General features: G+C 61.4%; 20 protein-coding genes. 14 read left to right on the top strand and 6 right to left on the bottom strand.

What is annotated here, in order from left to right; translation table 11 throughout:
- Positions 1-627 precede the first annotated feature (627 nt).
- The gene (locus C0Z18_RS01730; RefSeq protein ID WP_233216806.1) at positions 628-1,188 is read left to right on the top strand and encodes an ester cyclase; all 561 of its coding nucleotides are present in this window, start codon (positions 628-630) and stop codon (positions 1,186-1,188) included.
- Positions 1,189-1,249: 61 nt separating this feature from the next.
- A complete protein-coding gene (locus tag C0Z18_RS01725; RefSeq protein WP_102643607.1) occupies positions 1,250-1,960 on the top strand; it encodes an SDR family oxidoreductase in 711 nt (236 codons plus the stop codon).
- A 95-nt stretch (positions 1,961-2,055) separates the two neighbouring features.
- Here the strand turns inward: C0Z18_RS01725 and C0Z18_RS01720 are convergent, their stop codons facing one another.
- The gene (locus C0Z18_RS01720) at positions 2,056-3,441 is read right to left on the bottom strand and encodes a carbohydrate-binding protein (RefSeq protein ID WP_102643606.1); all 1,386 of its coding nucleotides are present in this window, start codon (positions 3,439-3,441) and stop codon (positions 2,056-2,058) included.
- Positions 3,442-3,641: 200 nt separating this feature from the next.
- Between C0Z18_RS01720 and C0Z18_RS01715 the strand changes: the two genes are divergently transcribed.
- The 5 genes from C0Z18_RS01715 to C0Z18_RS01695 all read left to right on the top strand — a co-directional run bounded on the left by C0Z18_RS01715 (position 3,642) and on the right by C0Z18_RS01695 (position 9,377).
- Positions 3,642-5,084: a sensor histidine kinase gene (locus C0Z18_RS01715; protein WP_102643605.1), complete on the top strand. Its 1,443-nt coding sequence runs from the start codon at positions 3,642-3,644 to the stop codon at positions 5,082-5,084.
- 44 nt (positions 5,085-5,128) lie between these two features.
- Positions 5,129-6,121: a response regulator gene (locus C0Z18_RS01710; protein ID WP_102643701.1), complete on the top strand. Its 993-nt coding sequence runs from the start codon at positions 5,129-5,131 to the stop codon at positions 6,119-6,121.
- Between the two features lie 357 nt (positions 6,122-6,478).
- The gene (locus C0Z18_RS01705; RefSeq protein WP_199189366.1) at positions 6,479-7,585 is read left to right on the top strand and encodes a sugar ABC transporter substrate-binding protein; all 1,107 of its coding nucleotides are present in this window, start codon (positions 6,479-6,481) and stop codon (positions 7,583-7,585) included.
- The gene (locus C0Z18_RS01700) at positions 7,582-8,589 is read left to right on the top strand and encodes an ABC transporter permease (RefSeq protein WP_102643604.1); all 1,008 of its coding nucleotides are present in this window, start codon (positions 7,582-7,584) and stop codon (positions 8,587-8,589) included. The genes C0Z18_RS01705 and C0Z18_RS01700 overlap by 4 nt, the downstream gene beginning before the upstream one ends.
- Entirely contained in the window at positions 8,589-9,377 is a 789-nt protein-coding gene (locus C0Z18_RS01695; protein WP_102643603.1) for an ATP-binding cassette domain-containing protein, read from the top strand. Before C0Z18_RS01700 ends, C0Z18_RS01695 begins: the two co-directional genes overlap by 1 nt.
- A gap of 34 nt (positions 9,378-9,411) precedes the next feature.
- On the opposite strand, the gene C0Z18_RS01690 is transcribed toward C0Z18_RS01695, so the two are convergent.
- The gene (locus C0Z18_RS01690) at positions 9,412-10,698 is read right to left on the bottom strand and encodes an ABC transporter substrate-binding protein (protein ID WP_102643699.1); all 1,287 of its coding nucleotides are present in this window, start codon (positions 10,696-10,698) and stop codon (positions 9,412-9,414) included.
- 163 nt (positions 10,699-10,861) lie between these two features.
- Here C0Z18_RS01690 and gntR point away from each other — a divergent pair, with 163 nt between their 5' ends.
- Positions 10,862-11,932 carry an HTH-type transcriptional regulator GntR gene (gene gntR, locus C0Z18_RS01685; RefSeq protein WP_102643698.1) on the top strand — a complete coding sequence of 357 codons (1,071 nt, stop codon included), beginning with the start codon at positions 10,862-10,864 and terminating at the stop codon, positions 11,930-11,932.
- A 2-nt stretch (positions 11,933-11,934) separates the two neighbouring features.
- On the opposite strand, the gene C0Z18_RS01680 is transcribed toward gntR, so the two are convergent.
- Positions 11,935-12,900, bottom strand: a complete 966-nt coding sequence (locus C0Z18_RS01680) for a LysR family transcriptional regulator (RefSeq protein WP_102643602.1) — start codon at positions 12,898-12,900, stop codon at positions 11,935-11,937.
- Positions 12,901-13,077: 177 nt separating this feature from the next.
- On the opposite strand from C0Z18_RS01680, the gene C0Z18_RS01675 reads away from it, so the two are divergent.
- From C0Z18_RS01675 to C0Z18_RS01655, 5 genes are all read left to right on the top strand, one after another.
- A complete protein-coding gene (locus tag C0Z18_RS01675; RefSeq protein WP_102643601.1) occupies positions 13,078-13,734 on the top strand; it encodes an NADPH-dependent F420 reductase in 657 nt (218 codons plus the stop codon).
- A gap of 67 nt (positions 13,735-13,801) precedes the next feature.
- Positions 13,802-14,542, top strand: coding sequence for an acetoacetate decarboxylase (locus tag C0Z18_RS01670; RefSeq protein WP_102643600.1), 741 nt, complete (start codon positions 13,802-13,804; stop codon positions 14,540-14,542).
- A gap of 41 nt (positions 14,543-14,583) precedes the next feature.
- The gene (locus tag C0Z18_RS01665; protein ID WP_102643697.1) at positions 14,584-15,369 is read left to right on the top strand and encodes a 3-hydroxybutyrate dehydrogenase; all 786 of its coding nucleotides are present in this window, start codon (positions 14,584-14,586) and stop codon (positions 15,367-15,369) included.
- Positions 15,366-16,580, top strand: coding sequence for a DUF3734 domain-containing protein (locus tag C0Z18_RS01660; protein WP_102643696.1), 1,215 nt, complete (start codon positions 15,366-15,368; stop codon positions 16,578-16,580). The genes C0Z18_RS01665 and C0Z18_RS01660 overlap by 4 nt, the downstream gene beginning before the upstream one ends.
- A gap of 130 nt (positions 16,581-16,710) precedes the next feature.
- The gene (locus C0Z18_RS01655) at positions 16,711-17,415 is read left to right on the top strand and encodes a ProQ/FinO family protein (protein ID WP_102643599.1); all 705 of its coding nucleotides are present in this window, start codon (positions 16,711-16,713) and stop codon (positions 17,413-17,415) included.
- Positions 17,416-17,515: 100 nt separating this feature from the next.
- Here the strand turns inward: C0Z18_RS01655 and C0Z18_RS01650 are convergent, their stop codons facing one another.
- The 3 genes from C0Z18_RS01650 to C0Z18_RS33355 all read right to left on the bottom strand — a co-directional run bounded on the left by C0Z18_RS01650 (position 17,516) and on the right by C0Z18_RS33355 (position 19,497).
- A complete protein-coding gene (locus C0Z18_RS01650; RefSeq protein WP_102643598.1) occupies positions 17,516-17,965 on the bottom strand; it encodes a YidB family protein in 450 nt (149 codons plus the stop codon).
- A gap of 81 nt (positions 17,966-18,046) precedes the next feature.
- Entirely contained in the window at positions 18,047-18,538 is a 492-nt protein-coding gene (locus C0Z18_RS01645) for a ComEA family DNA-binding protein (protein WP_102643597.1), read from the bottom strand.
- 281 nt (positions 18,539-18,819) lie between these two features.
- Positions 18,820-19,497: a helix-turn-helix domain-containing protein gene (locus tag C0Z18_RS33355; protein WP_233216803.1), complete on the bottom strand. Its 678-nt coding sequence runs from the start codon at positions 19,495-19,497 to the stop codon at positions 18,820-18,822.
- Between C0Z18_RS33355 and C0Z18_RS01635 the strand changes: the two genes are divergently transcribed.
- Positions 19,490-20,653, top strand: a complete 1,164-nt coding sequence (locus tag C0Z18_RS01635; RefSeq protein ID WP_102643595.1) for an aldose epimerase family protein — start codon at positions 19,490-19,492, stop codon at positions 20,651-20,653. The genes C0Z18_RS33355 and C0Z18_RS01635 overlap by 8 nt on opposite strands.
- The last annotated feature ends 84 nt before the right edge of the window (positions 20,654-20,737 follow it).

Genomic DNA, 20,737 nt, shown 5'->3' with positions numbered 1-20,737 from the left:
TCAGCGCGCACTGCTACCGCTATCGGACGGATAACGACGGGATTTTGGCCGTTTCGCCCGATGCGTGCGCCGCGCAAAAATAGCATGGATCGGACAGGCAAGAAAAGCGCCAATCTCATTTCGCCTTTTAATGAAAAATGAGGTCCGTTTCTCGTGGGCGTGTATTTATTGGGGCGCAAACGTTTAAATGCATGATCGATTACGTTTGCGCGGCGATGAGCACTCGGGCTGGCCTCGAGGACATTCGAGAGGCGCATACGCAGCGGCGTTGCGGGGGGCGCACGGTATGCCGCGGCGCTATAGGCGCTGCGTTTAGTTGTCCGACGCTTCGCACAACTGAATGTCAAATCTTTGACGATGGGCGATAACGGCAATCGATAACGATTGCATGCGTCTTGAAAGAAAACCCGAACGCGAATTTGTTTACCGGCTTGTGACGAGGCGAGCACATTTTTACCGATCCGCCATCGCGGGCGTAACGGGCTTTGTCCACGAGGGGGTCCGCGGCCATCTTTCCGTCGGCGTTGAAAATCCTTCAAGGAGCGGACCTATTATCGGGGCGGGGTTGGGTGTCCACAATGCGACCCGTTACTTTCTTCGCAGCGTATCCTCCCTATGGCAAACGTATTGAATTCATTAGCTTCCAACCGCGCCGCCCGAGCATCGCGCGCGACCCTCGTCGCCGGCCTCTTTGCACTGTTGGCGCCGATTGCCGCCCATGCGGACGATCTCGTGCACCCAAAGGAATTGATCGTCGAGCAGAGCTTGCCGACCGCGCAAGCGCAGCGGCAGATCTTGGCCGCTCGCCGGTACGACACGTTTTGGACGACCGGCGAGCCGGCGTTGGCTCGCGCGGCACTCGCGGCGGATTTCACGGATAGGACATTGCCGCACGGGCGCGCGCAGGGAATCGAAGGTCCGCTGGCCGCGTCGAAGACGTTCCATACCGCGGTGCCGGACGTGCACTGCGATGTGGAACAGATGATCGTGGCCGGTGACCGCGTGATCGCTCATCTGCGTTTCACCGGGCACTTCACGGGGACCTTCAATGGCGTGCAAGGCGCGGGTCGGCCGATCGATTTCATCGCGACCGACATTTACCGCATCCGCGACGGCAAGATCGCCGATAACTGGCATATCGAGGACAACCTGACACTGTTGCAGCAACTGGGCATCGTCAAGATGTAAGGGCAGCGCGCTGTGCTCGGGCGCAGCGTGGCGAACAGGGTCGTCAACGGAGCAAACGACTATGAGATTCGACGGACAAGGCGTGTTGGTGGTGGGCGGCAGTTCGGGCATCGGCGAGGCTGCGGCGCGAGCGTTCGCCGAGCAGGGAGCGAACGTGACGATCGTGTCGCGCGACGCCGGCAAATTGGCCGCGAGCGCGGCGCGCATCGGCCATGACGTGCGCACGGCGAGCCTCGATATCACCGACGACGCGAGCATCGAGGCGTTTTTCGGCGGCGCGGGCGAGTTCGATCACGTCGTCGTATCGGCCGCGCAAACAGCGGCGGGGCCCGTGCGCGGCCTCGCGCTGCACGACGCGTATGCCGCGATGAACAGCAAGTTTTGGGGTGCCTATCGCGTGGCCCGCGCGGCGCGCGTGAAAGAGGGCGGTTCGCTGACGCTCGTGTCGGGCTTTTTGAGCGTGCGGCCGAGCAAGAGTTCGGTCCTGCAAGGCGCGATCAATGCGGCGCTTGAAGCGTTGGCGCGAGGGCTGGCGCTCGAACTGTCGCCGGTGCGCGTCAACGCCGTCTCGCCGGGGCTGATTGCCACGCCGTTGTGGTCCAAGCTCGACGACGCCGCGCGCGAGAAGATGTACGAAGGGGCGGCCGCACGCTTGCCGGCGCGCAAGGTCGGGCAGCCGCAGGACGTCGCCAACGCCATCGTCTATCTGGCATCGACGCCTTACGCGACGGGTTCGACGGTACTGATCGACGGCGGCGGCGCGATCGCGTGATTCGATTCGGCGACGGCGCGCCGGGCATCGGTGATGCCGCGCGCCGTCGCGGTTGACGTCGAGTCACGAAAAAGTCGTGATCGACGGTGCTTGACTCATCGACTCGACTTCGTCTTGGCTTTGGCGTTCAAGAGCATCGTGGCGCTCGAGCCTAGGTTGCTCGCGAATCGATTGGTATAGCCGAGCGTGCCCACGCCGCCGATCGAATTGCAGGTCGGCGAGGCCGAGCCCGGCGCGCAATCCACGTCGCGATCGAACGACCAGAAATGCAGACCCGCGAGCCCGTATTGCTTGACGAACGCGGAGACGGCATCGGCGTCCGCGGGCGTAAACGTCTCGCCTGCCACGTCGTTACCGCCGATCATCGGCGTGACCTCGATCTGGCGGTACGGCACCCCCCAATGATCGTGCAGATTCATAGCGGCTTGAATCGCCGATTGACCCATCTCGCACGCGCCGCCCGCGACGACGCAATTACCCGGACCTGCCGATCCATAGTCCATCGTCATCAGATCGATCGTGTAGTTCGCAAGTCCGTATGTCCGGATGGCCTGCATGACCCAATCGCCGTAAATATTGAAGCTGTCCTGCGCGTTCGAACCCAAGGAAACGGCTGTCGAAGACCCCGCCTGCGAGGGGGCTAGCGTGGCGAGCGTGAAACTGAAGCGCAAGTTCGGATAGCTGCGCTGAGCCATGGCCACGCGTTGCACCAAATCGTTGATGACTTGCTGGGTCTGTCCGGCCTCGATATCGAAGTCGATGCCGACAAGGTTCTTCGACGCGTACCGATTGATGAACGTCGTCATCCCCGCGTCGGAGCCGCAAGTGAACGAGCCCGCTGCGCCGCCGGTGGAAATCACGTAATTGACGTCGGCCGCGGTGAACAAAGGCACATTCGCCGCGGCCATGGCCGCGCCGCTTACGCCGCCCCAGTTCTCGCTGCCGCACTCGCCGGTGGCGAACGCGAGTGTCATCGTATGGACGCTGGCGGGGAGCACCGAGAGGACAGGGCTGATCTGGCCGGTGACGTTCGATGAGATCACGTTCGTGTTCCAGTTCAGCGAAATCGTTGCATCCTTGTATGGGCTGTAAATGAATCCGGTGGCGGTGCCTGTGCCCGATCCGCCGGAGCCTCCCGATCCACCCGAGCCGCCGGACCCGCCGGATCCACCGGAGCAGGCCCCGAGCGAGGTCCAAGGCTGGCCGCTACCGGCCGGACCGTTGTTCGTGGCGGGATTCTGGTTTTGCGTCCACCAATTCGCCTGATAGTTGACTCCGCCGGTCGATGCGACATTGCCTTGCGTATAGACCTGCGTCGCGCTCCAAGCCGCTTCGCACGCGCTGGACGCGGACGCTTGCAGCGCAGCCGAAAAGGGCGTGGCGGCGTGGGCATCGGTCAAAAATGGCGACGATGCAAGCAAAATCATGGACAGGAAATTCAAGGCCGGCCGCATGACACATGCAGAACCTTCGTTCTTCATCTCCTTGCCTCCTAGATGTGCTGGGTTGACTGACAGCATGAATGCAATGAGTTGACATCGAATATCGATGCCGCGACTAATGATAGGTGCTTGAAATGAGTTTTTTTGAATGCCGGTTTGAAAAGCAACCGTTTTTGGTAGGTTTGTTTAGAAGGGGACGATTTAAAATGGTTATCAACCAAATACGCTGAACGCGCAAAATGTACTCGCTACTGCCTGCTTTCGTATCGGCGTTATTTCTCGGTTTCGGCGTCTACGTACTGGCCACGGAGGGCTCGACACGCGTATCGGCACCGTTCGTGGCCATTTGTGCCACGACGTTCGCATGGCAAGGAACATGGGCCCTGTTGTTTCAAACGAGCCGCGCCGATGTCGGAGGCGTGCTCGTCAAAATCGGCTATCTTTTCATCTTGTTCTTGCCGACCACCTTCTATCACTTCGTGACAGAGGTCGTCTCGGCACGGAGCGAGCGAACGATGCTGTGGTCGTCGTACTGCGTCTGCGCGGTGCTGGCTATCGCACTCATGACCGGAGACGGGGTCATCAGCGGGATGAGGGCGCACTCGTTTGGATACTATCCTCAAGCCGGTCGCTTGCATCCCATTCATGTGGTGCAGACGGCATTTCTTGCGGGCCGTAGTGCGTGGCTACTGCTCGAGGCGAAGCGTTCTAGATACGCCCGCGGTTTGCCCAACCTATTCAATCCCTGCTTAGCCAGCTTGTGCATGTATTGCGTCGCCGCCAGCGATTATGCGGTCAACTATGGCTATGACTTTTATCCGGTAGGCGTGATTTTCATCGCGATCGGCCCCGGCATACTGGCGGTGGCGATCGTGCGTTATGGGCTGATCCGTCCGCGTCTAACGCTAGCGACCGTCGCGCACGAAGTGGCATCGCCGCTCGCAACTATAGGCTTGCATGCGGACGAGTTGCGCCGCGTCGTCCCCGAATTGATGCGCGGCTATCGATTGGCTGTCGAACATGGATTGTGTACCGACAAGTCATTCCTATTGGAGGAGCCCGAGAGAATAGCGGCGCTCGCCCCGGCGATCAGGCAGCAAGTCGATGGCACGTCTACTGTCATAGAGATGTCGCTGGCGTCGTTGACGCTCGATCGCTTGGACCGGCGACAGTTCGCGTCTCATTCGATCGATGCCTGTGTGCAGTCGGCTCTTGATCGTTTTCCGTTCAAGGCCGGGGAACGGGATCAAGTTCAGGCGACGGGAATCGATCCTGCGATTCGCTTTTTCGGCTCGGATTCCCTGCTCGTCTGCGCCCTATTCAATCTGCTGAAGAATGGGATGGACGCCATTCGTTCGCGCGGAGAGGGCGGGTTGGACATCCGCGCCGAGCGTCGCGACGGTTTTTGTTTGCTGCGTGTTACCGACGGCGGGCCGGGAATTGCCCCGGAAGTGCTGCCGAGAATTTTCGAGCCTTTCTATTCCACCAAGGCGCACGGCCGTGGCGCGGGCGTCGGGCTGACCTTCTGCCGCAGCGTTTGCGAGGCATTCGGCGGTGCCATCTCGTGTGAGTCCGAAGTCGGGGTGCGCACGACGTTCACGCTATGTTTGCCCGAGCGCGAGTCGCTCGCGGACGATGGCCGGGACGCTTTTCCGCCATCAGCCGAGTCCTTTCGCGTTTGAGCGTTACGCGCCGCCGATCGTGCGCGGCATGCAAGGAGATGGGTATGACTCTTTTGGTTAAACAGCCGGTGTTTCACCCGTTGTCCGTCCTATTCATCGACGACAGCGCCGATTTCCTAAACGGATTGCGTGGTTTTTTTCGCGACCGAACACTGAATCGCTTTTTCACGAACCCCAAGGCGGCGCTGGACCACATCGCGTCATCTCGCCGCGACTTCGGCGCTCGAGCCGGTGGCCTCTCGAGCGCAGATTGCATCGCGATCGAACGAGGCACGGGCAACGCGTTGGGAAGCGACCCGTTCGACGACCGTGGCCGATTCGACGAGATCGCGGCCGTCGTCGTGGATTACGAAATGCCGGAAATGGATGGAATCCGCTTTCTGTCGTCGATCCGTGACGTTCCTTGCACCAAGATCTTGCTGACTGGCGTCGCAGGCAACGAGGAGGCCGTGGAAGCGTTCAACGCCCATCTCATCGATTTCTACCTTCGCAAGACCGACGCCGATCTGCCGGCGAAGCTCGCGAGAATCGTGGAGGATGCGCAAAAGCGCCATTGCGAACACAGAGGACTAGTGGGTATGCATGACGTGGGCGCGACCTATTGCGACCCGAGGGTGGTGCGTTTGCTCGATGAGCTCGCGGTTCGTGAAGGCCTCGTCGAGTACTACTGGCGACCCGAGCAGAATGCGGTGCTGATGTTCGACGCTCAAGGCAACGCCAGTGTCTTCGTCGCCTGGGATGAGGACGAATGGGCGTTTCAATGCGATACCGTGATCGATGCGGGCGGCCCCGAATGGCTGCACCGAGCAATGCTCGAGCGTCGCATCATGCCGTTGTTTTGGCCGGACGAAGCATATCGTCCGGACCTGGCGGATATCCGAACCACGGAGTTTCATCCCGTTCCCGGTTGGTCCGGCGCGTGTTACGGCGTCACGCCTCTCGAGGCATCTGAAGTTGAGCCGGGCAGCCTGACGTTTGCTCAATGGCGGCAAAGCCGACGCGATACGTTGGCGAAATCGACCGGGCAATTAATATAGTTTTACTATTTAATGCATGCCGGTCACTCATTCGATCGCACGCATCCTCATCGCACGTTTCCTTACGCCCGACTTGCTATGGGTGGCAGGAAACAGACGCCAAATGCATCGCGGTCGGTGCGGCTCGCTCGCCATTTACCAACTCAACGTTTCAAATAGTCGGACTAGTTAAGGGTATCTATGTATTAAGGTCGCCCGCACGGTGAGCTAGCATGGCTGCGTTCATGAGATTGGCCGCCGCGCGGCTTGTCGTATTTGTGCGCGTGGGGCGCGCCGGGGTGAACGCCGGCGCCAGCCGGCAACGGTTTGCGCCGTTTCGCAAATAGCATTCAGCCAACGAAAACGACGGAGGATGTGATGACGAGCGAGCGAGACGATGCACGGGAAATGTCGCAAGAGCCGGCCGGCGATGGGGTCGAGAATCGAACGCGGCGCGGGTTGCTGCAAGGCGCCGGGTTAGGCGCGGCGCTTGCGATGATGGGCGGCATGATCTCTCCGGCGCAGGCCGCGGAGGCGCCGTTTCCGTCGCATAAGCGCTGGAAAATCGTGTTCGTCAATCACGTGACGACGAACCCGTTCTTCGTGCCGACGCAATATGGCATTCAAGACGCGTGCGCCACCTTCAACATGGACTACCAGTGGACCGGATCGGCCAATGCCGATGTCGGCGAGATGGTCAATGCCATGAATGCGGCGATCGCGGCCAAAGCCGATGCGATCGCGGTACCGATCGTCGATCCGAAGGCATTCGACAAGCCGATCGAGAAGGCGCTCGACGCGGGCATCCCGGTGTTCGCCTACAACGCCGACGCCCCGCGCGGCAGCACCAACGCAAGACTCGCGTATATCGGCCAGGATCTGTACCAGTCCGGCTATCAAATGGGCGAGCGTATCGTGAGCCTGATCGACAGCGGCCTAGTCGGGCTGTTCATCGCCACGCCGGGCCAACTCAATATCCAGCCGCGTTTGGACGGCGCGATGGATGCGATCAAGAAGTCCGGCAAGAAAATCGATGCGCAGATGATCGCCACGGGCGCGACGGTCAACGAGGAACTCTCGAAGATCAAATCGTTTTATCTGGGCCACCAAGACCTGAAAGGCATGTTTGCCGTCGACGCGGGCAGCACGCAAGGCGTCGCCCAAGTGATCAAGGAATCGAAGCTGACGGAAAAAGGCGTGCACGGCGGCGGGTTCGATTTATTGCCGACGACGATTCAGTTGATCCACGAAGGCTTCCTCGATTTCACGATCGACCAGCAGCCCTATGTGCAAGGTTTCTATACGGTGATGGAAGCGTTCGTCTACTTGTCGTCGGGCGGTTTGGTCGGCCCCGCGAACATCAATTCCGGGCTCAAGTTCGTGACGAAGTCGAGCGTCGATCCTTACTTGAATACATCTACCCGGTATGAAGGCAAGAGCACGAAAGCGCAAATCGTTCCGCGCTCGGGCCCGATCAAGTCATGAGCGATAGCGTGAAGCAAGCGCAACCAAGCCATATCGCCTCGCGCCCACGCGCGAGGTTCGGCACGTTTGCCTGGTCGGCGGAATTACGCATCTTGCTCGTTGCAATCGCGGTGGCGGCGTACTTCGAAGCCGCCAATCACGACTTCTTGCTGACGAGCGCAAGCTTGCAAAACTTGTCGCAGTTCGTCGCGCCCGCAGCGATCATCGGGTTCGGCGAGATCATGCTCATGATCGGCGGCGAGATCGATCTATCGGCGGGCATGGTGTTCGCGTTCGCGCCGTTCATCATGGCGTTCGCGCAAGATGCGGGTGCGCCGATGTGGCTCGCTGTCGCAGCCGGTCTCGCGGCGGCGGGTCTCGTCGGCTTCGTGAACGGTGCGGTCACCGTTTTTCTGCGCTTGCCTTCCTTCGTCACCACGCTCGGTACGCTGTTCCTCATCAACGGGATCACGCTGACGATCTCGCACGGCACGCCCGTATCGACGCCGGGCGGTCCGCTCTTCACGGCCGTCATGGGCGGTTGGGGATACAGCGAGATCTGCTGGGCGGTCGCAATCGCGCTGTCGATGCACGTGATGCTGCGGCACACGCGCTGGGGTTTGCACACCGTGGCGAGCGGCGCGAATCCGCTGGGCGCGTCCGAGGCCGGCATCCATGTGAACCGGCTCAAGCTCGGTAACTTCATCTTGGCGGCCGTTTTGGCCGGGCTCACGGGCATCTTGGAGGGTGTACGCATCACCTCGATCGATCCGCAGGCCGGCGGCAATCAAATCATGTTCTTGGCCGTGGCCGCCGCCGTCATCGGCGGTACGCCGCTGACCGGCGGATCGGGGACGATCATCGGCGGCCTGATCGGTGCGGCCGTGCTCGGGATGTTGAACGACGGCTTCACGCTGATCGGCATCAACGCTTTCACGTTCAACATCATTCTCGGCGCCGCGATTCTCGCCGCGATGATTTTCAATATCCACGTGGCGCGGCTCGGCCGGCGCGGGAGGTCCTGATGGCCACGAACGACGCGCCGCTTGCGCTGCGCGCGGAAAACATCGTCAAGCGGTTCGGCGCGGTCACGGCCCTGGACGGCGTCTCGCTGCAACTCGCGGACGGCGAAATCCTCGGCATCCTCGGCGACAACGGCGCGGGCAAGTCCACCCTCATCAAAATCCTCACGGGCTTTCATCAACAAACGAGCGGCGACTTATCGATCCGTGGCGAGCATACGCTGCTGCGCTCGGTCGACCATGCGCGCTCGCTCGGCATCGAATGCGTCTACCAAGACCTGGCCCTCGCCAATTCGCTGAGCATTTATCACAACATGTTCTTGAACCGGGAGATCGTCTATCCAGGGCCGATCCGGTTTCTGAATCATCGCGCGATGCGCGAGCGCGCAGCCCAATGTCTCGAGGATATCGGCGTGCACGTGCCTTCGGTGACGATGCCGGTCGAGCGTCTCTCGGGCGGGCAGCGTCAAGCGATCGCCGTGGCGCGCGCGGTCAATTCGAACGCGAGGATTTTGCTGCTGGACGAGCCGCTCGCCGCCATGGGCGCACGCGAAGCGAGTCTCATCATCGATCTGATCTTGCGGCTGAAGGACAAGGGCGGGCTCTCGATCGTCATGATCATGCACAACTACGCGCAGACGCTCGACATCGCCGATCGCATCATGCTCATGCAGCGCGGGCGCGTGACCTACGAGCAACGCAGTGCCAATACGTCGGTGCCCGAGCTCATGGAGATCGTCCGGCGTGAATACCGCGCGATGCGCGAGGCCACGAACGGCACTCGCGCTTGATCGCGCGGCCCGCGGGCGCGGGCCGCGCGCAAGTTCAGTTCGTCTTCGCGGCAACGGCCAGCTTGCCGGCCGCTTGTTCGGCGGTTTCGTCCTTGTTGACCCAGTAGTTGCCGATGACGTCGTAGAAGGCGCCTTCCACCGCGGGGCTCACGAGCATGTCGTGCGCCCACGAGGGCACGAGTCCACCCGATGCGCCGGCCGATTTGAAGTCGGCGGACGACTTCTTGGCGCAATCGTCGAACTTGGCCAAGCTCAAATCCTGTCGAACCGGAATCGAGCCTTTGTTGAGGTTGAACGCCTCTTGGAAAGCGGGGCTCATGAGCAAGCCCGCCATATCTTTTTGGCCTTTCTCGACGCCGGGCGTTTTCACCTTGAAGAAGACAAAGCTATCGACGTTGAACGTGAAGTCTTTCTGCGTGCCGGGTGCCGCGACGCATAGGTAGTCTTTTCCGGGTACCTTGCCCGCGACCGTGAATTCGCCTTTGGCCCAATCGCCCATGAATTGCATGCCGGCGCGGCCATTGATCACCATGGCGGTCGCCATGTTCCAGTCGCGGCCCACTTGCCCTTCGTCCGTATACGCTTTGAGGCGTTTGAACGTTTCGAGCGCCTTGATCATCGTCGGGCCTTTCAGCGTGGCTTGATCGAGATCGACGAACGCCTTCTTATAGAAGCCGGCGCCGCCTACGCCGAGCGCGACCGTTTCGAACGTCTCCGCTTCTTGCCATGGCTGTCCGCCGATCGCCACCGGCGTGATACCGGCTTTCTTCAACGCATCGGCCACTTTGAAAAAGTCGTCCCAGGTGGCGGGCGGTTGCGCGCCGACCTTTTTCAACGCATCGGCGTTGATCCAAAGCCAGTTCACGCGGTGCACGTTGACGGGGGCACCCACATACTGACCTTTGTATTTCATGACGCTTGCGATTTCGGGTGGCAGCAGTCGGTCCCAGTTGCCGGCTTTTGCCACGTCGTCGATCGAGAGCAACACGTCCTGGTCGGCCCATTCTTTAATGGCCGGGCCTTTGATCTGCGCGGCGGCGGGGGGATTGCCCGCCACCACGCGCGTTTTCAGCGCCGTCATCGCGTTGCCGCCTCCGCCGCCCGCCACGGCAAAGTCCACCCACGTATCGCCTTTTTGTTCGAGCATCTGCTTGAGCAGTTGTGCCGATTTGGCTTCTCCGCCGGACGTCCAGTAGTGCAGAACCTCGACCGATGCCGCCTGCGCTTGGCTCGTCGCGAACGTTGCCGCAGCCGCGGCGCAGGCGGTCAAGGTGGCGAAAAGGCGACGCGCGTGTGCACGCGAATGACGATTCGAACGCATGAAGGATGCTCCCATCGCCGGCTAGCGGCGGTTATGGTTGATCTGATCGATGGCATTTCCGGCCAGTGATGGTAGCGCTAACATCGGGGCATCCACACTAGGATGAACCCTGCAAACGGGACGCCTGGTTTTGGCCGCGGCGCAAACCGGCGATACTCTCGTCATGACGAAGATCAAGCGCGAAGTGCCGGTGCGCATTGCCGGCGAAGACAACCCCAATACGGCCGTCAACCGGCGGCGACCCGGCGGCCGCGCGACGCTCGAGGACGTCGCGCGTCATGCCGAGGTCAGCACGATGACCGTGTCGCGCGCACTGCGCGACACGTCGCTCGTTTCACCGAGCGCCCGCGAGCGGATCGAAGCGGCGGTCCGTGAGCTCGGCTACATTCCGAACCGGGCCGCGCGTACCCTCGCTTCCGCCCGCTCGAAGCTCATCGCTGTATTGGTGCCGTCGTTATCGAACGCGGTTTTCGTCGAGACGCTCGCCGGCGTGCAAGACTGCGTGGGCCCGGCCGGTTATCAGTTGCTCATCGGCAATACCGGCTATTCGCCGGCGCGGCAAGCGGAGTTGCTGTCGGCCTACCTCGCCCATGCGCCCGACGGATTCCTCGTGACCGGTAGCGACGATACGAAGGCGATCCGCGAGCACTTGAAGACATCGGGCGTGCCGTTGGTTCATATGTTCGATTTGGCGGCGGCGGGGGAGTGGTCGGTCGGCTTTTCGCAACGCAAGGCGGGTCATGCGATCGGCGCGCATCTGGCGGGCCGCGGCGCGAGACGCCCGGGGTTCATCGCCGCGCAACTCGATCCGCGCACCATGCAACGGCGCGCGGGTTACCGGCGCGCATTACGCGAGGCCGGACTCGATGCCGGCCTCGAGATCTTGACGAAGCAGCCGTCGAGCGTCGATCTAGGATGTACGTTGCTTCGGTCGTTGCTTAGCGAGGCGCCCGATTGCGACGCCGTGTTTTGCTGTAACGACGATCTCGCCCTGGGTGCGCTGTTCGAATGCCAGCGATTGAAGATCGCTGTGCCGCGCGATTTAGCGATCGTCGGATTCAACGATTTGCCATTCGCGGCCGTCGCGTCACCGTCCATCACGACGGTCGCCACGCCGCGCTATGCGGTCGGATTCGAAGCCGCGCGCATGCTGCTGCAAATCTTGGATGGAATCGCACCGGAACGAAACCGTATCGATTTGGGTTTTGATCTCGTGGTGCGCGAAAGCGCATGAATTCAGCGCGCCGCACGCCGCTGCAATAGCGCTTTGCTGGCTTTGATCAGCGGGCCCTTGCGCACTTCGTCCACTACATATTCGACGAATGCGGCCACGCGCGGCGGCAGGTGTTTTCTGGCGGCGTAATAGATGCAGATGGGGCTGCGTTGCGCCGTGTATTGCGGCAACACCACGCGCAATCTGCCGGCGGCCACGAGCGCGGCGGCGTGATGGGCGCCCAGCAATGCGATACCGCAGCCGGACACGGCAAGCTCGGTGGCCGCTTCGGTATCGGTCACGGCAAGCTGTGCGTTCGGCTCGAAAACGAATTCCTTGGTGCGTGCGCGCAACTTCCAACTGGCCACGCGCCCCGTGCGAGGCGATCGAAACACGATGTGCCGATGGTTGGCTAACGCTTCGATCGATTCGGGCTCGCCCGCGCGATCGAGATACGCGGGCGCTGCGCACAAGACCAGCGTCAACGGCAGGAGGGTTCGTGCGACGAGGCCGGAATCGGCGTCGTGCATTTGCCCGATGGCGCAGTCGTACCCTTCGGCGATCAAATCGACCGCGCGGTTTTCAAAGCGCAAATCAAGCGAAATATTCGGGTAACGCGCCTGGAATCCCTGCATCAGCGGCAGGATCGCCGCTCGGCTGAACGCCATCGGTAGCGATACTTTGACTGTACCCGCCAGTTGCGTCTCGTCGGAGCTCAGCGCGGCGATCGCGTCGTCGATTTGCCGCGCGGGCTCGCGCACCATCGCATAGAGCCGGCGGCCCTCGTCGGTTACCGAGAGCCGGCGCGTCGTGCGCTGAAAGAGCCGGCGGCCGAGGAATGACTCGAGCATGCCGATTTGCTTGCTCACGGCGCCGGGCGTAACGCCCAATTCGCGCCCCGCCGTGGAGAAGTTCGTCGATTCGACGGTGGCCGCGAACGTGCGCAGCGCCTTGAGCAGATCGATCGACCCATTGCCTTCGGTTTTCATTTGATACCAACGCTCATAACTGTTTTTCTACTGGCGATTATAGACCTGCATCGCTTGAGTACCCAGAATGGGTCAAGTCGAATGGAGATGCGACGGCACCCGCGCGACGAGTATCGAATCGAGGGGTATTGAAGCGGCCGTGCGTGCGCGGCGCTTGATAACGAGTGAGGGGTGGTTATGAGAATCGGAGTCATCGGGGCGGGCAACGTTGGGTTGGGGATCGCAAAGCGCCTGATCACGAAAGGGCATTCCGTGATGCTGAGCTTTTGTTTGGACGCGGGCCGGCTACCGTCGACGGCGGCGAGTCTGCGCGCTCGGGCCGGTACGGTGTCCGAGGCCGTGGCGTTCGCCGACGTCGTCGTGTTGGCGGTGCCTTGGGGCGCGGTTTCGGAAGCGCTGTCCCAGGTAGGCGACGCGCCGCCGCGCATCCTCTGGGATTGCACGAATGCACTCAAGCCCGATTTGAGCGGGCTTGCGATCGGGACGGTGACATCGGGCGGCGAGGAGGTGGCGAAACTCGCGCCGTGGGCGACCGTGGTCAAAGCGATACCGCCGTTTGCGCAAATGCTGCATTCGCCCAACATGCTGATCGGCGATAAGCGTACCGACGTGTTCGTATGCGGCGACGACGAGAATGCACGGACAGTCGTCGCGCGCCTGGTGCGAGAAATCGACGCGCAACCGATCGATGCGGGGCCGCTCTCGCTTGCCCGCTATGCGGAGCCGGCCGCGATGCTGCTCGTGCAGCTTGCGTATTCGCGCAAATGGGGGCCGAGGATCGGCATGTCGGTGTTGCGCGGCGATCCTGCGCACGGTCCGCTGGACGGTGTTTGACGAATATCGATGCCGGCGCGGTGTAAGCGTTGGGGCGCCGGTCTTCCTTACTTAATTAGGATTCCGAATGAAAAGAAACGAAGTGAGGTCGCGAGCATTTTCGATGCCGTTGACGAGTCCCGCTTTTCCGATCGGACCGTACCGATTCGTCGATCGAGAATTCATGATCGTCACCTACCGCACGGACCCCGAGCGCCTGCGCGCGCTCGTGCCCGATCCGATGGAGCTGGTCGAGCCGTTGGTTCATTATGAATTCATCCGCATGCGCGATTCGACGGGGTTCGGCGATTACACCGAGAGCGGGCAAGTCATTCCGGTGCGTTTGAACGGGCAGGTAGGCAGCTACACGCTTGCGATGTACCTGGACGACCATCCACCGATTGCCGGTGGCCGCGAGCTTTGGGGGTTTCCGAAGAAGCTGGCGTCCCCGACGCTGCAAGTGAGCACCGATCATCTGCTCGGCACGCTCGATTACGGCAACGTGCGGGTGGCGACCGGCACGATGGGTTACAAACATCGCGAACTCGATATCGAGGAGCAAACCGAGCGGCTCGCCGGTCCGAATTTTCTGTTGAAGATCATCCCCCACGTCGACGGCTCGCCGCGCGTATGCGAACTCGTCCGCTACCACCTGCGCGACATCGCGATGAAAGGGGCCTGGAGCGGGCCGGCATCGCTCGAACTGTCGCCGCACGCGCTCGCGCCCGTCGCCGATTTGCCCGTGCTCGAGATCGTCGAGGCGCGGCATTTGATTGCCGACCTGACGCTCGGGCTCGGCGAGGTCGTTTTCGATTACATGGCCCAGTAACGACAGATGCTTTCCACAATCAAAACCACGGAATGTCGATGATGAATACTTTGGCGGGCAAGACTGCGGTGATCACAGGCGCCGCGAGCGGTATCGGCAGGGCGGTTGCCTTCACCTTCGCCAATGCCGGCGCAGCGGTCGCCATCGCCGATCTGGATCGGGACGGCGCGGCGGCGGTGGCCGAGCAGATTCGGCGGGCGGGGGGCAGGGCCGTCGGTGTGAAGATGGATGTCACGAGCGAAACCGACGTTGCTCGAGGCATCGATCAAGCGGCACAGGCGTTCGGTTCGATCGATGTGTTGGTGTCGAATGCAGGCATTCAAATCGTCGGTCCGATCGATCGGTACACATTCGCCGATTGGAAGAAGATGCAGTCCATTCACTTGGACGGCGCTTTTCTCACGACCAAAGCGGCGCTCAAGTACATGTACGAGGCAGACCGCGGCGGCGTGGTGATCTATATGGGCTCGGTGCACTCGCACGAAGGTTCGGCGCTGAAATCGGCCTACGTAACGGCCAAGCATGGCTTGATTGGCCTTGCGCGCGTGTTGGCCAAGGAAGGCGCCGCGCATAACGTGCGCTCGCACGTCGTGTGCCCTGGATTCGTGAAGACGCCGCTCGTCGACAAGCAAATTCCCGAACAGGCGGCCGCGCTCGGTATTAGCGAACAAGAAGTGATCGAGCGCGTCATGCTCGGCGACACCGTTGACGGCGAGTTCACCGATGCGCAGGACATCGCGCGAACGGTCTTGTTTTTGGCGTCGTTTCCGAGCGCGGCCCTGACCGGCCAGTCGCTCGTGGTCAGCCACGGATGGTGCATGCGATGAAGCCGCACGCCCCCACGCAAAGGCAGGCAGTCGATGCGGCGGACCTGCATCGAGAATCGGGTGTCCGGCCGCCGCGGCCTTTCGGCTACGAAACGATTGCACTCGTGCTGCAAGGCGGCGGTGCGCTCGGTGCTTACCAGGCGGGTGTCTACCAAGGCTTGCACGAAGCGCGGATGCCGATCGATTGGATAGCGGGTATTTCGATCGGTGCGCTCAATACCGCGCTGATCGCCGGCAATCCACCCGAGCGCCGTGCCACTCGCCTGCGCGAGTTTTGGGAAACGATATGCCGCCCGGCGTATTTTTCGGGCTTGCCGGCGGCATTCGAGTTCGCCTTGTTCGACAGTTTCGATCAAGTCCGCACGCTGTTTACCGCGTCGCAGGCTGCCAGTGCGATGCTACAGGGCCAACATGGTTTTTTCGTGCCGCGCTTTCCGCCTCCGCTGCCTGGAATGTCCGATCAACCGGAGAAGATCAGTTGGTACGACACGTCGGCGCTGCGCGATACGCTCGTCAAACTATGCGATTTCGAGCGCATCAACGAAGGCGAGACGCGCGTCTCGGTGGGGGCGGTCAATGTAGGGACAGGCAACTTCGTCTATTTCGACAACACGCGCATGGTGCTCAAACCCGAGCATTTCATGGCCTCGGGCGCCTTGCCGCCTGCGTTCGCACCGGTGGAAATCGACGGCGAGTACTACTGGGACGGGGGCGTCGTCTCCAACACGCCCTTGATGGAGGTGCTGCGGGGGCAGCCCCGCCGCGATACGCTCGTCTTCCAAGTCGATCTTTGGAGCGCGTGCGGGCCGTTGCCGCGCACGATTGCCGATGTGGCGGAGCGCACCAAGGACGTGCAGTATTCGAGCCGTACGCGTTTCGTGACCGATACGCTCGCGCGCGAGCAACGCTATCGCAATGTCCTGCGACATTTGCTCGAACGCGTGCCGCGGGCGCAGCGCGTGTCCGATCCTTGGTGCGTCGAGGCGGCCGAATTGTCGAGCAACAAGCGCTACAACGTCCAACACTTGATTTACCGGCGCAAGGCCTACGAACATCACTACAAGGACTACCAGTTCGGGGTGTCGACGATGCGCGAACATTGGTCGGCGGGGCTCGACGACATTCGCGCGACGCTGGCGGTGGACGGCGGCCTGGCGCTGCCCGAGAACGATATGGGATTCATTACACACGATATCCATCGGACCAAGTGATGCGAGATGGCTCCTCGGATACGCCATCTGCTCGACAATCTTCATAGGCAAATGTCGGCGCGTGCGGCAACTCGGCGCCGACGCTGATACTATTGTCGTCCGATTCAGGTTTGCGGTGACAGGACAGAGCATGGGTTTCGAGCAACTGGCAGCGCTCAAGGCGCAGCTAACGAAGGAAGCGAAGTTGAAAAAGCAGCAGGAGCGCCCGGCCGAAAAGCCTGCGCCCGCTGCGAAACAGGCTGAGAAGCAGCCGGCGAAGCCCGGCGGCAAGCCCGCCGGCAAGGGCGCTGCGCGGGCCGAACGTCCGGCACGGCCGGCTCGTGCCGGCGCTCATGCGCGCACGAACGAGAAGACGCCGCCGGTCGACCCCGTCGTCCGCGTGATCGGCAAACTGCAAAAGCGTTTCCCGGCTGCTTTTCCGAAGAATCCGGCCCCGAAAGTGCCGTTGAAGGTCGGCATTCTCGCGGACCTGATCGCGCAAGGGGCCGATCTGCAATTGAGCGAAGCGGAAATTCGCGAGGCCGTGAGCACGTGGTGCCGAGGAAGCCGTTACTGGGCTTGCTTGACCGATGGCGCGGCGCGTGTCGATCTGGCTGGCGAGCCGGCGGGCACGGTGACGGCGCGCGACGCCGCTTTTGCGCGGAACCAGGCAAAGGGCGGGGCAGGCCGACGCAAGCCGCAGGCCAAAGCGAACGCCGGCCAAGCCGAGGCGGGTCAAGCACAGGCAAGCGAGGCCGAGGCGATGCCGCAAAGTAGCGAAACGGCGGAGCAAGAAAACGCACAGCCCGGGCAATCCGGCATTGTGCAACCGGCTGACGATACGCCCCCGAATTAAGGAGCGCGGCGCATCGCGCGTTTATCGTAGGCGATGCGCCCAATCCTGCCCCTAATCGGCCCTTATTGCCCCTCATGGCCGACGGCCGATTGACTTCCGTTTAGCTTTCCCGCTTTCCCAGCCATCCCTCGACGAGCGAACCCAGACCGCCGGCTTGCCCGATCGACGCGAGCACGCCGGCGGCGTTGAGTTGCCCGCCTTGCGGCACTTCCCCGTTAGGCGTGCCGTGATCGACCACGTGCGGCAATACCTGCGCGAGTAGAGTCGATGCCTGTTCCGGCGAAACACCGAGCTTACCGGCCAATTCGCCGAGCGGGCCGCTCCCGACTACGTTTTGAAGGGTATCGGGCGATACCGGTTGATTCGCGCCTTTGCCGATCCATGACTGAATCAGTTCGCCGGCGCCTTGCGATTCGAATTGCCGAATGAGTCCTTGTAATCCGTCCGGTTGCTGATTGATGAACTCGGTCACCGCTGCGAGCGCGTTTTGTTGCTGTCCGTCGGCGTTTTGGTTGCCGAGCAGAGAACCGACTACATCGAATAGACCCATGATGACGCTCCTGCGAAATGCGGCGTGGCCCGTTATGGGACGCCGGGGGAAGGGCGCGTCCTTGGCCGGCAGCGGCGCGCATCAGCCGCCGGATGCCGCCGAGGCTGCGGATACTTGCTTTGCTTTGCCTTTCTTCTTCGTTTTCGTTTTGGATTCTTGCGCGCCGGAAGCCGTCGGCGCTTGAGCCTGTGTTTGAGCCGTGGCCGCCCGAGGCGCCGATTGCGGAGCTTTGCCCGACGATTGAGTGGTCACCGGCGCCGGCGACGCTTTTTCGCCCTTCGCGCTCGCCGCGGTGGGCGGTGCGGAGGAGCCGCCGATCGTAAGCCCTTGGCCTTCAAGCTTTGCGACTGATTTCTCGCCCAAGCCTTTCACGCGATGAGCCAAATCGTCGGCATTCTTGAACGGACCGTTCTTGGTTCGTTCATCGATGATCGCCTTCGATTTGACCGGGCCGATACCTTTTAGCGTTTCGAGGGTTGCTTGATCGGCACTATTCACGTCGATGGAAGCGGCGAACGCGGCTGACATCGTTAAGACGAATGCGGCGAGCAGCAAAACAAGCTTTTTGAGCATGGTTGTAACTCCCGATCGACAAAGGAAACGACAACTGGAAAGACCGGTGCACTCAATTGCGTGCGTCGGGTTCGTCTCTTAATGCAATCAACAACTTACGCTGTTAATCTGCAGCTTGTCCACAGCATTGCCAACAGAAAGTGGGGATAACTCGCACGATACGCATTGCACGGATGCATGTGCCGATAAGGCTCCCCACTATTTAGCAACGATTGCGAGCCGGGGTCGATCTAGCCGCGTGCAATGAGCGTAGCGCATCGGTCGCGACAGCGTACGACAATTTAGGCTGCCGCGGGCAGCCAACCTTGAGCGGTATCTTCGAAGATCATTTTTTCGTCAGTCTTCCGATCGAGATCGGCGATGCGTTCGATCAAGTCCTTGAGTTTCACATTGCCGTCGACGGTCTCGAGATAGATCGCGCGAAACATTCGATCGGCGGTTTTGGGGATCTTGCCGCGCTTCTCCCACAACGCGACCGTTTGCTCCGCCGTGCCCAACAAGTCGGCGACGCGGTGCTGCGAGAGGTCGAGTTCCTTTCGCAAAAAGCGGAATTCGGCTCCGGTGAGATAGCTCTTGCGCGCGAGCGCTCGTCCGATGGCCAGGTGCAGGCCCTTGGCGTCTTCGAACGATACCGATTTTCCGTAGGACGTCTTGCGCACGTGATAGCCGTTGGCCAGCCACACGTTTTGAAGTCCTATCTCTGTGTAGTGGTACATGGCATCGGTGGTGCGTAAGCGCAAGGGGGACGTGAGCATACCCATAATTATTATGGCTACATAGCCGGAAACCCAATACCAGGGCCTATTTATCAGACTGTTTTCCGCTTGCGCGCCCAGCCCATTCCCGCCTGGGGGCATGCTCCGTGCTGCCTGTTCGGTCGACCTCAACCATCGTTTCGTCGCCGGGCGCAGCAGATGCGCGGCGGCCGGACGAGCAACCGGGCATCGGATCATGAACACGTTTCGCGGATCGTGTTTCTTGTGTCGCATCGCCGGGGCGCTTGCGGCCGCGCTCGCCTCGCTCACCTGTGCACACGCTGCGTCCGTGTCGATCTCGGAGTCGAGCTACGGCGTCACCGGGGCAAGACAGCCCGTGCGCGAATACACGCTCATCAATCGGCACGGCGACACGCTGAAAGTCATCACCTACGGCGGCATCGTGGCCGAACTCGATGCCCCCGATCGGCAAGGCCGAGTGGGCGACGTCGTGTTGGGTTTCGCCTCGCTGGCCGATTACGAGCGCTATAACGGCAACATTCATTTCGGCGCGTTGATCGGGCGTTACGCGAATCGCATCGCAAACGGGCGCTTCAAGCTCGACGGCGAACTGTACCGACTGCCGACGAACGACGGCCCGAATACGCTGCACTCGGGTCCCCATAGCTTCGATTCCAAAGTATGGACGCCGGTGCGCACGTTCAGCGAGGCGACGAGTGCCGGTGTGCAATTGCGTTATATCAGTCCCGACGGCGAAAACGGTTTTCCGGGAACGTTGACGGTTGACGTGACCTATTCGCTATCGGACGACAACGCGATCCATATCGACTATCGAGCGACGACCGATAAAGATACGGTCGTCAATCTCACGAATCACAGTTACTTCAATCTCGCGGGCGAAGCGAGCGGCACGGTGGAGCGGCAATTGATCGAGATCGCGGCGTCACACTACACCCCTACCGATCAGCAGTCGATCCCGACAGGCGAGGTGAGCGATGTCGAGGGAACGCCGATGGATCTACGCGCGCTCACGCCGATAGGGGCTCATCTTCGCGATGGATTCGCTCAGTTGCTTTGGGCGCACGGCTACGATCAAAACTGGGTATTGGACAACGGGGGGCAGCATACCCCTGCCTTTGCCGCGCGCGCGTACGATCCGGGCTCCGGCCGTGTGCTCGATGTCTATACGACGCAGCCGGGTTTGCAGTTTTATACGGCGAACGGTTTGAACGGCAGTGTCGTAGGCATGTCGGGCCGCGCTTATCGGCAAGGCGATGCATTCGCGCTGGAGGCCGAGCACTTTCCCGATTCGCCGAATCATCCGGCGTTTCCCACTACCGAGTTAAAGCCGGGTCAAACGCTGCATGAAGTCACCATTTGGCGACTTGGCGTGCGCTGAGCGCGAAGATCGTCCTCGTTCAATCGGCAGATCGTAAGTACTTCTAATTATCTCACGCCTACTTGCGCCGACGAATCTTGTCGG

The sequence above is a fragment of the Trinickia dabaoshanensis genome (assembly GCF_002879885.1).
Taxonomy (GTDB): Bacteria; Pseudomonadota; Gammaproteobacteria; order Burkholderiales; family Burkholderiaceae; genus Trinickia; species Trinickia dabaoshanensis.
Note: the sequence above shows the minus strand (reverse complement) of the source record. Positions and strands in the feature narration are given on the sequence as shown.

Coding starts and splice junctions, on each gene's coding strand:
- C0Z18_RS01690 (WP_102643699.1), bottom strand. CDS start 10,698: ATGCGTTCGAATCGTCATTCGCGTGCACACGCGCGTCGCCTTTTCGCC.
- C0Z18_RS01670 (WP_102643600.1), top strand. CDS start 13,802: ATGAAAAGAAACGAAGTGAGGTCGCGAGCATTTTCGATGCCGTTGACG.
- C0Z18_RS01680 (WP_102643602.1), bottom strand. CDS start 12,900: ATGAAAACCGAAGGCAATGGGTCGATCGATCTGCTCAAGGCGCTGCGC.
- C0Z18_RS01710 (WP_102643701.1), top strand. CDS start 5,129: ATGACTCTTTTGGTTAAACAGCCGGTGTTTCACCCGTTGTCCGTCCTA.
- C0Z18_RS01675 (WP_102643601.1), top strand. CDS start 13,078: ATGAGAATCGGAGTCATCGGGGCGGGCAACGTTGGGTTGGGGATCGCA.
- C0Z18_RS01665 (WP_102643697.1), top strand. CDS start 14,584: ATGAATACTTTGGCGGGCAAGACTGCGGTGATCACAGGCGCCGCGAGC.
- C0Z18_RS01660 (WP_102643696.1), top strand. CDS start 15,366: ATGAAGCCGCACGCCCCCACGCAAAGGCAGGCAGTCGATGCGGCGGAC.
- C0Z18_RS01705 (WP_199189366.1), top strand. CDS start 6,479: ATGACGAGCGAGCGAGACGATGCACGGGAAATGTCGCAAGAGCCGGCC.
- C0Z18_RS01635 (WP_102643595.1), top strand. CDS start 19,490: ATGAACACGTTTCGCGGATCGTGTTTCTTGTGTCGCATCGCCGGGGCG.
- C0Z18_RS01695 (WP_102643603.1), top strand. CDS start 8,589: ATGGCCACGAACGACGCGCCGCTTGCGCTGCGCGCGGAAAACATCGTC.
- C0Z18_RS01650 (WP_102643598.1), bottom strand. CDS start 17,965: ATGGGTCTATTCGATGTAGTCGGTTCTCTGCTCGGCAACCAAAACGCC.
- gntR (WP_102643698.1), top strand. CDS start 10,862: ATGACGAAGATCAAGCGCGAAGTGCCGGTGCGCATTGCCGGCGAAGAC.
- C0Z18_RS01720 (WP_102643606.1), bottom strand. CDS start 3,441: ATGAAGAACGAAGGTTCTGCATGTGTCATGCGGCCGGCCTTGAATTTC.
- C0Z18_RS01715 (WP_102643605.1), top strand. CDS start 3,642: ATGTACTCGCTACTGCCTGCTTTCGTATCGGCGTTATTTCTCGGTTTC.
- C0Z18_RS01655 (WP_102643599.1), top strand. CDS start 16,711: ATGGGTTTCGAGCAACTGGCAGCGCTCAAGGCGCAGCTAACGAAGGAA.
- C0Z18_RS01700 (WP_102643604.1), top strand. CDS start 7,582: ATGAGCGATAGCGTGAAGCAAGCGCAACCAAGCCATATCGCCTCGCGC.
- C0Z18_RS01645 (WP_102643597.1), bottom strand. CDS start 18,538: ATGCTCAAAAAGCTTGTTTTGCTGCTCGCCGCATTCGTCTTAACGATG.
- C0Z18_RS01725 (WP_102643607.1), top strand. CDS start 1,250: ATGAGATTCGACGGACAAGGCGTGTTGGTGGTGGGCGGCAGTTCGGGC.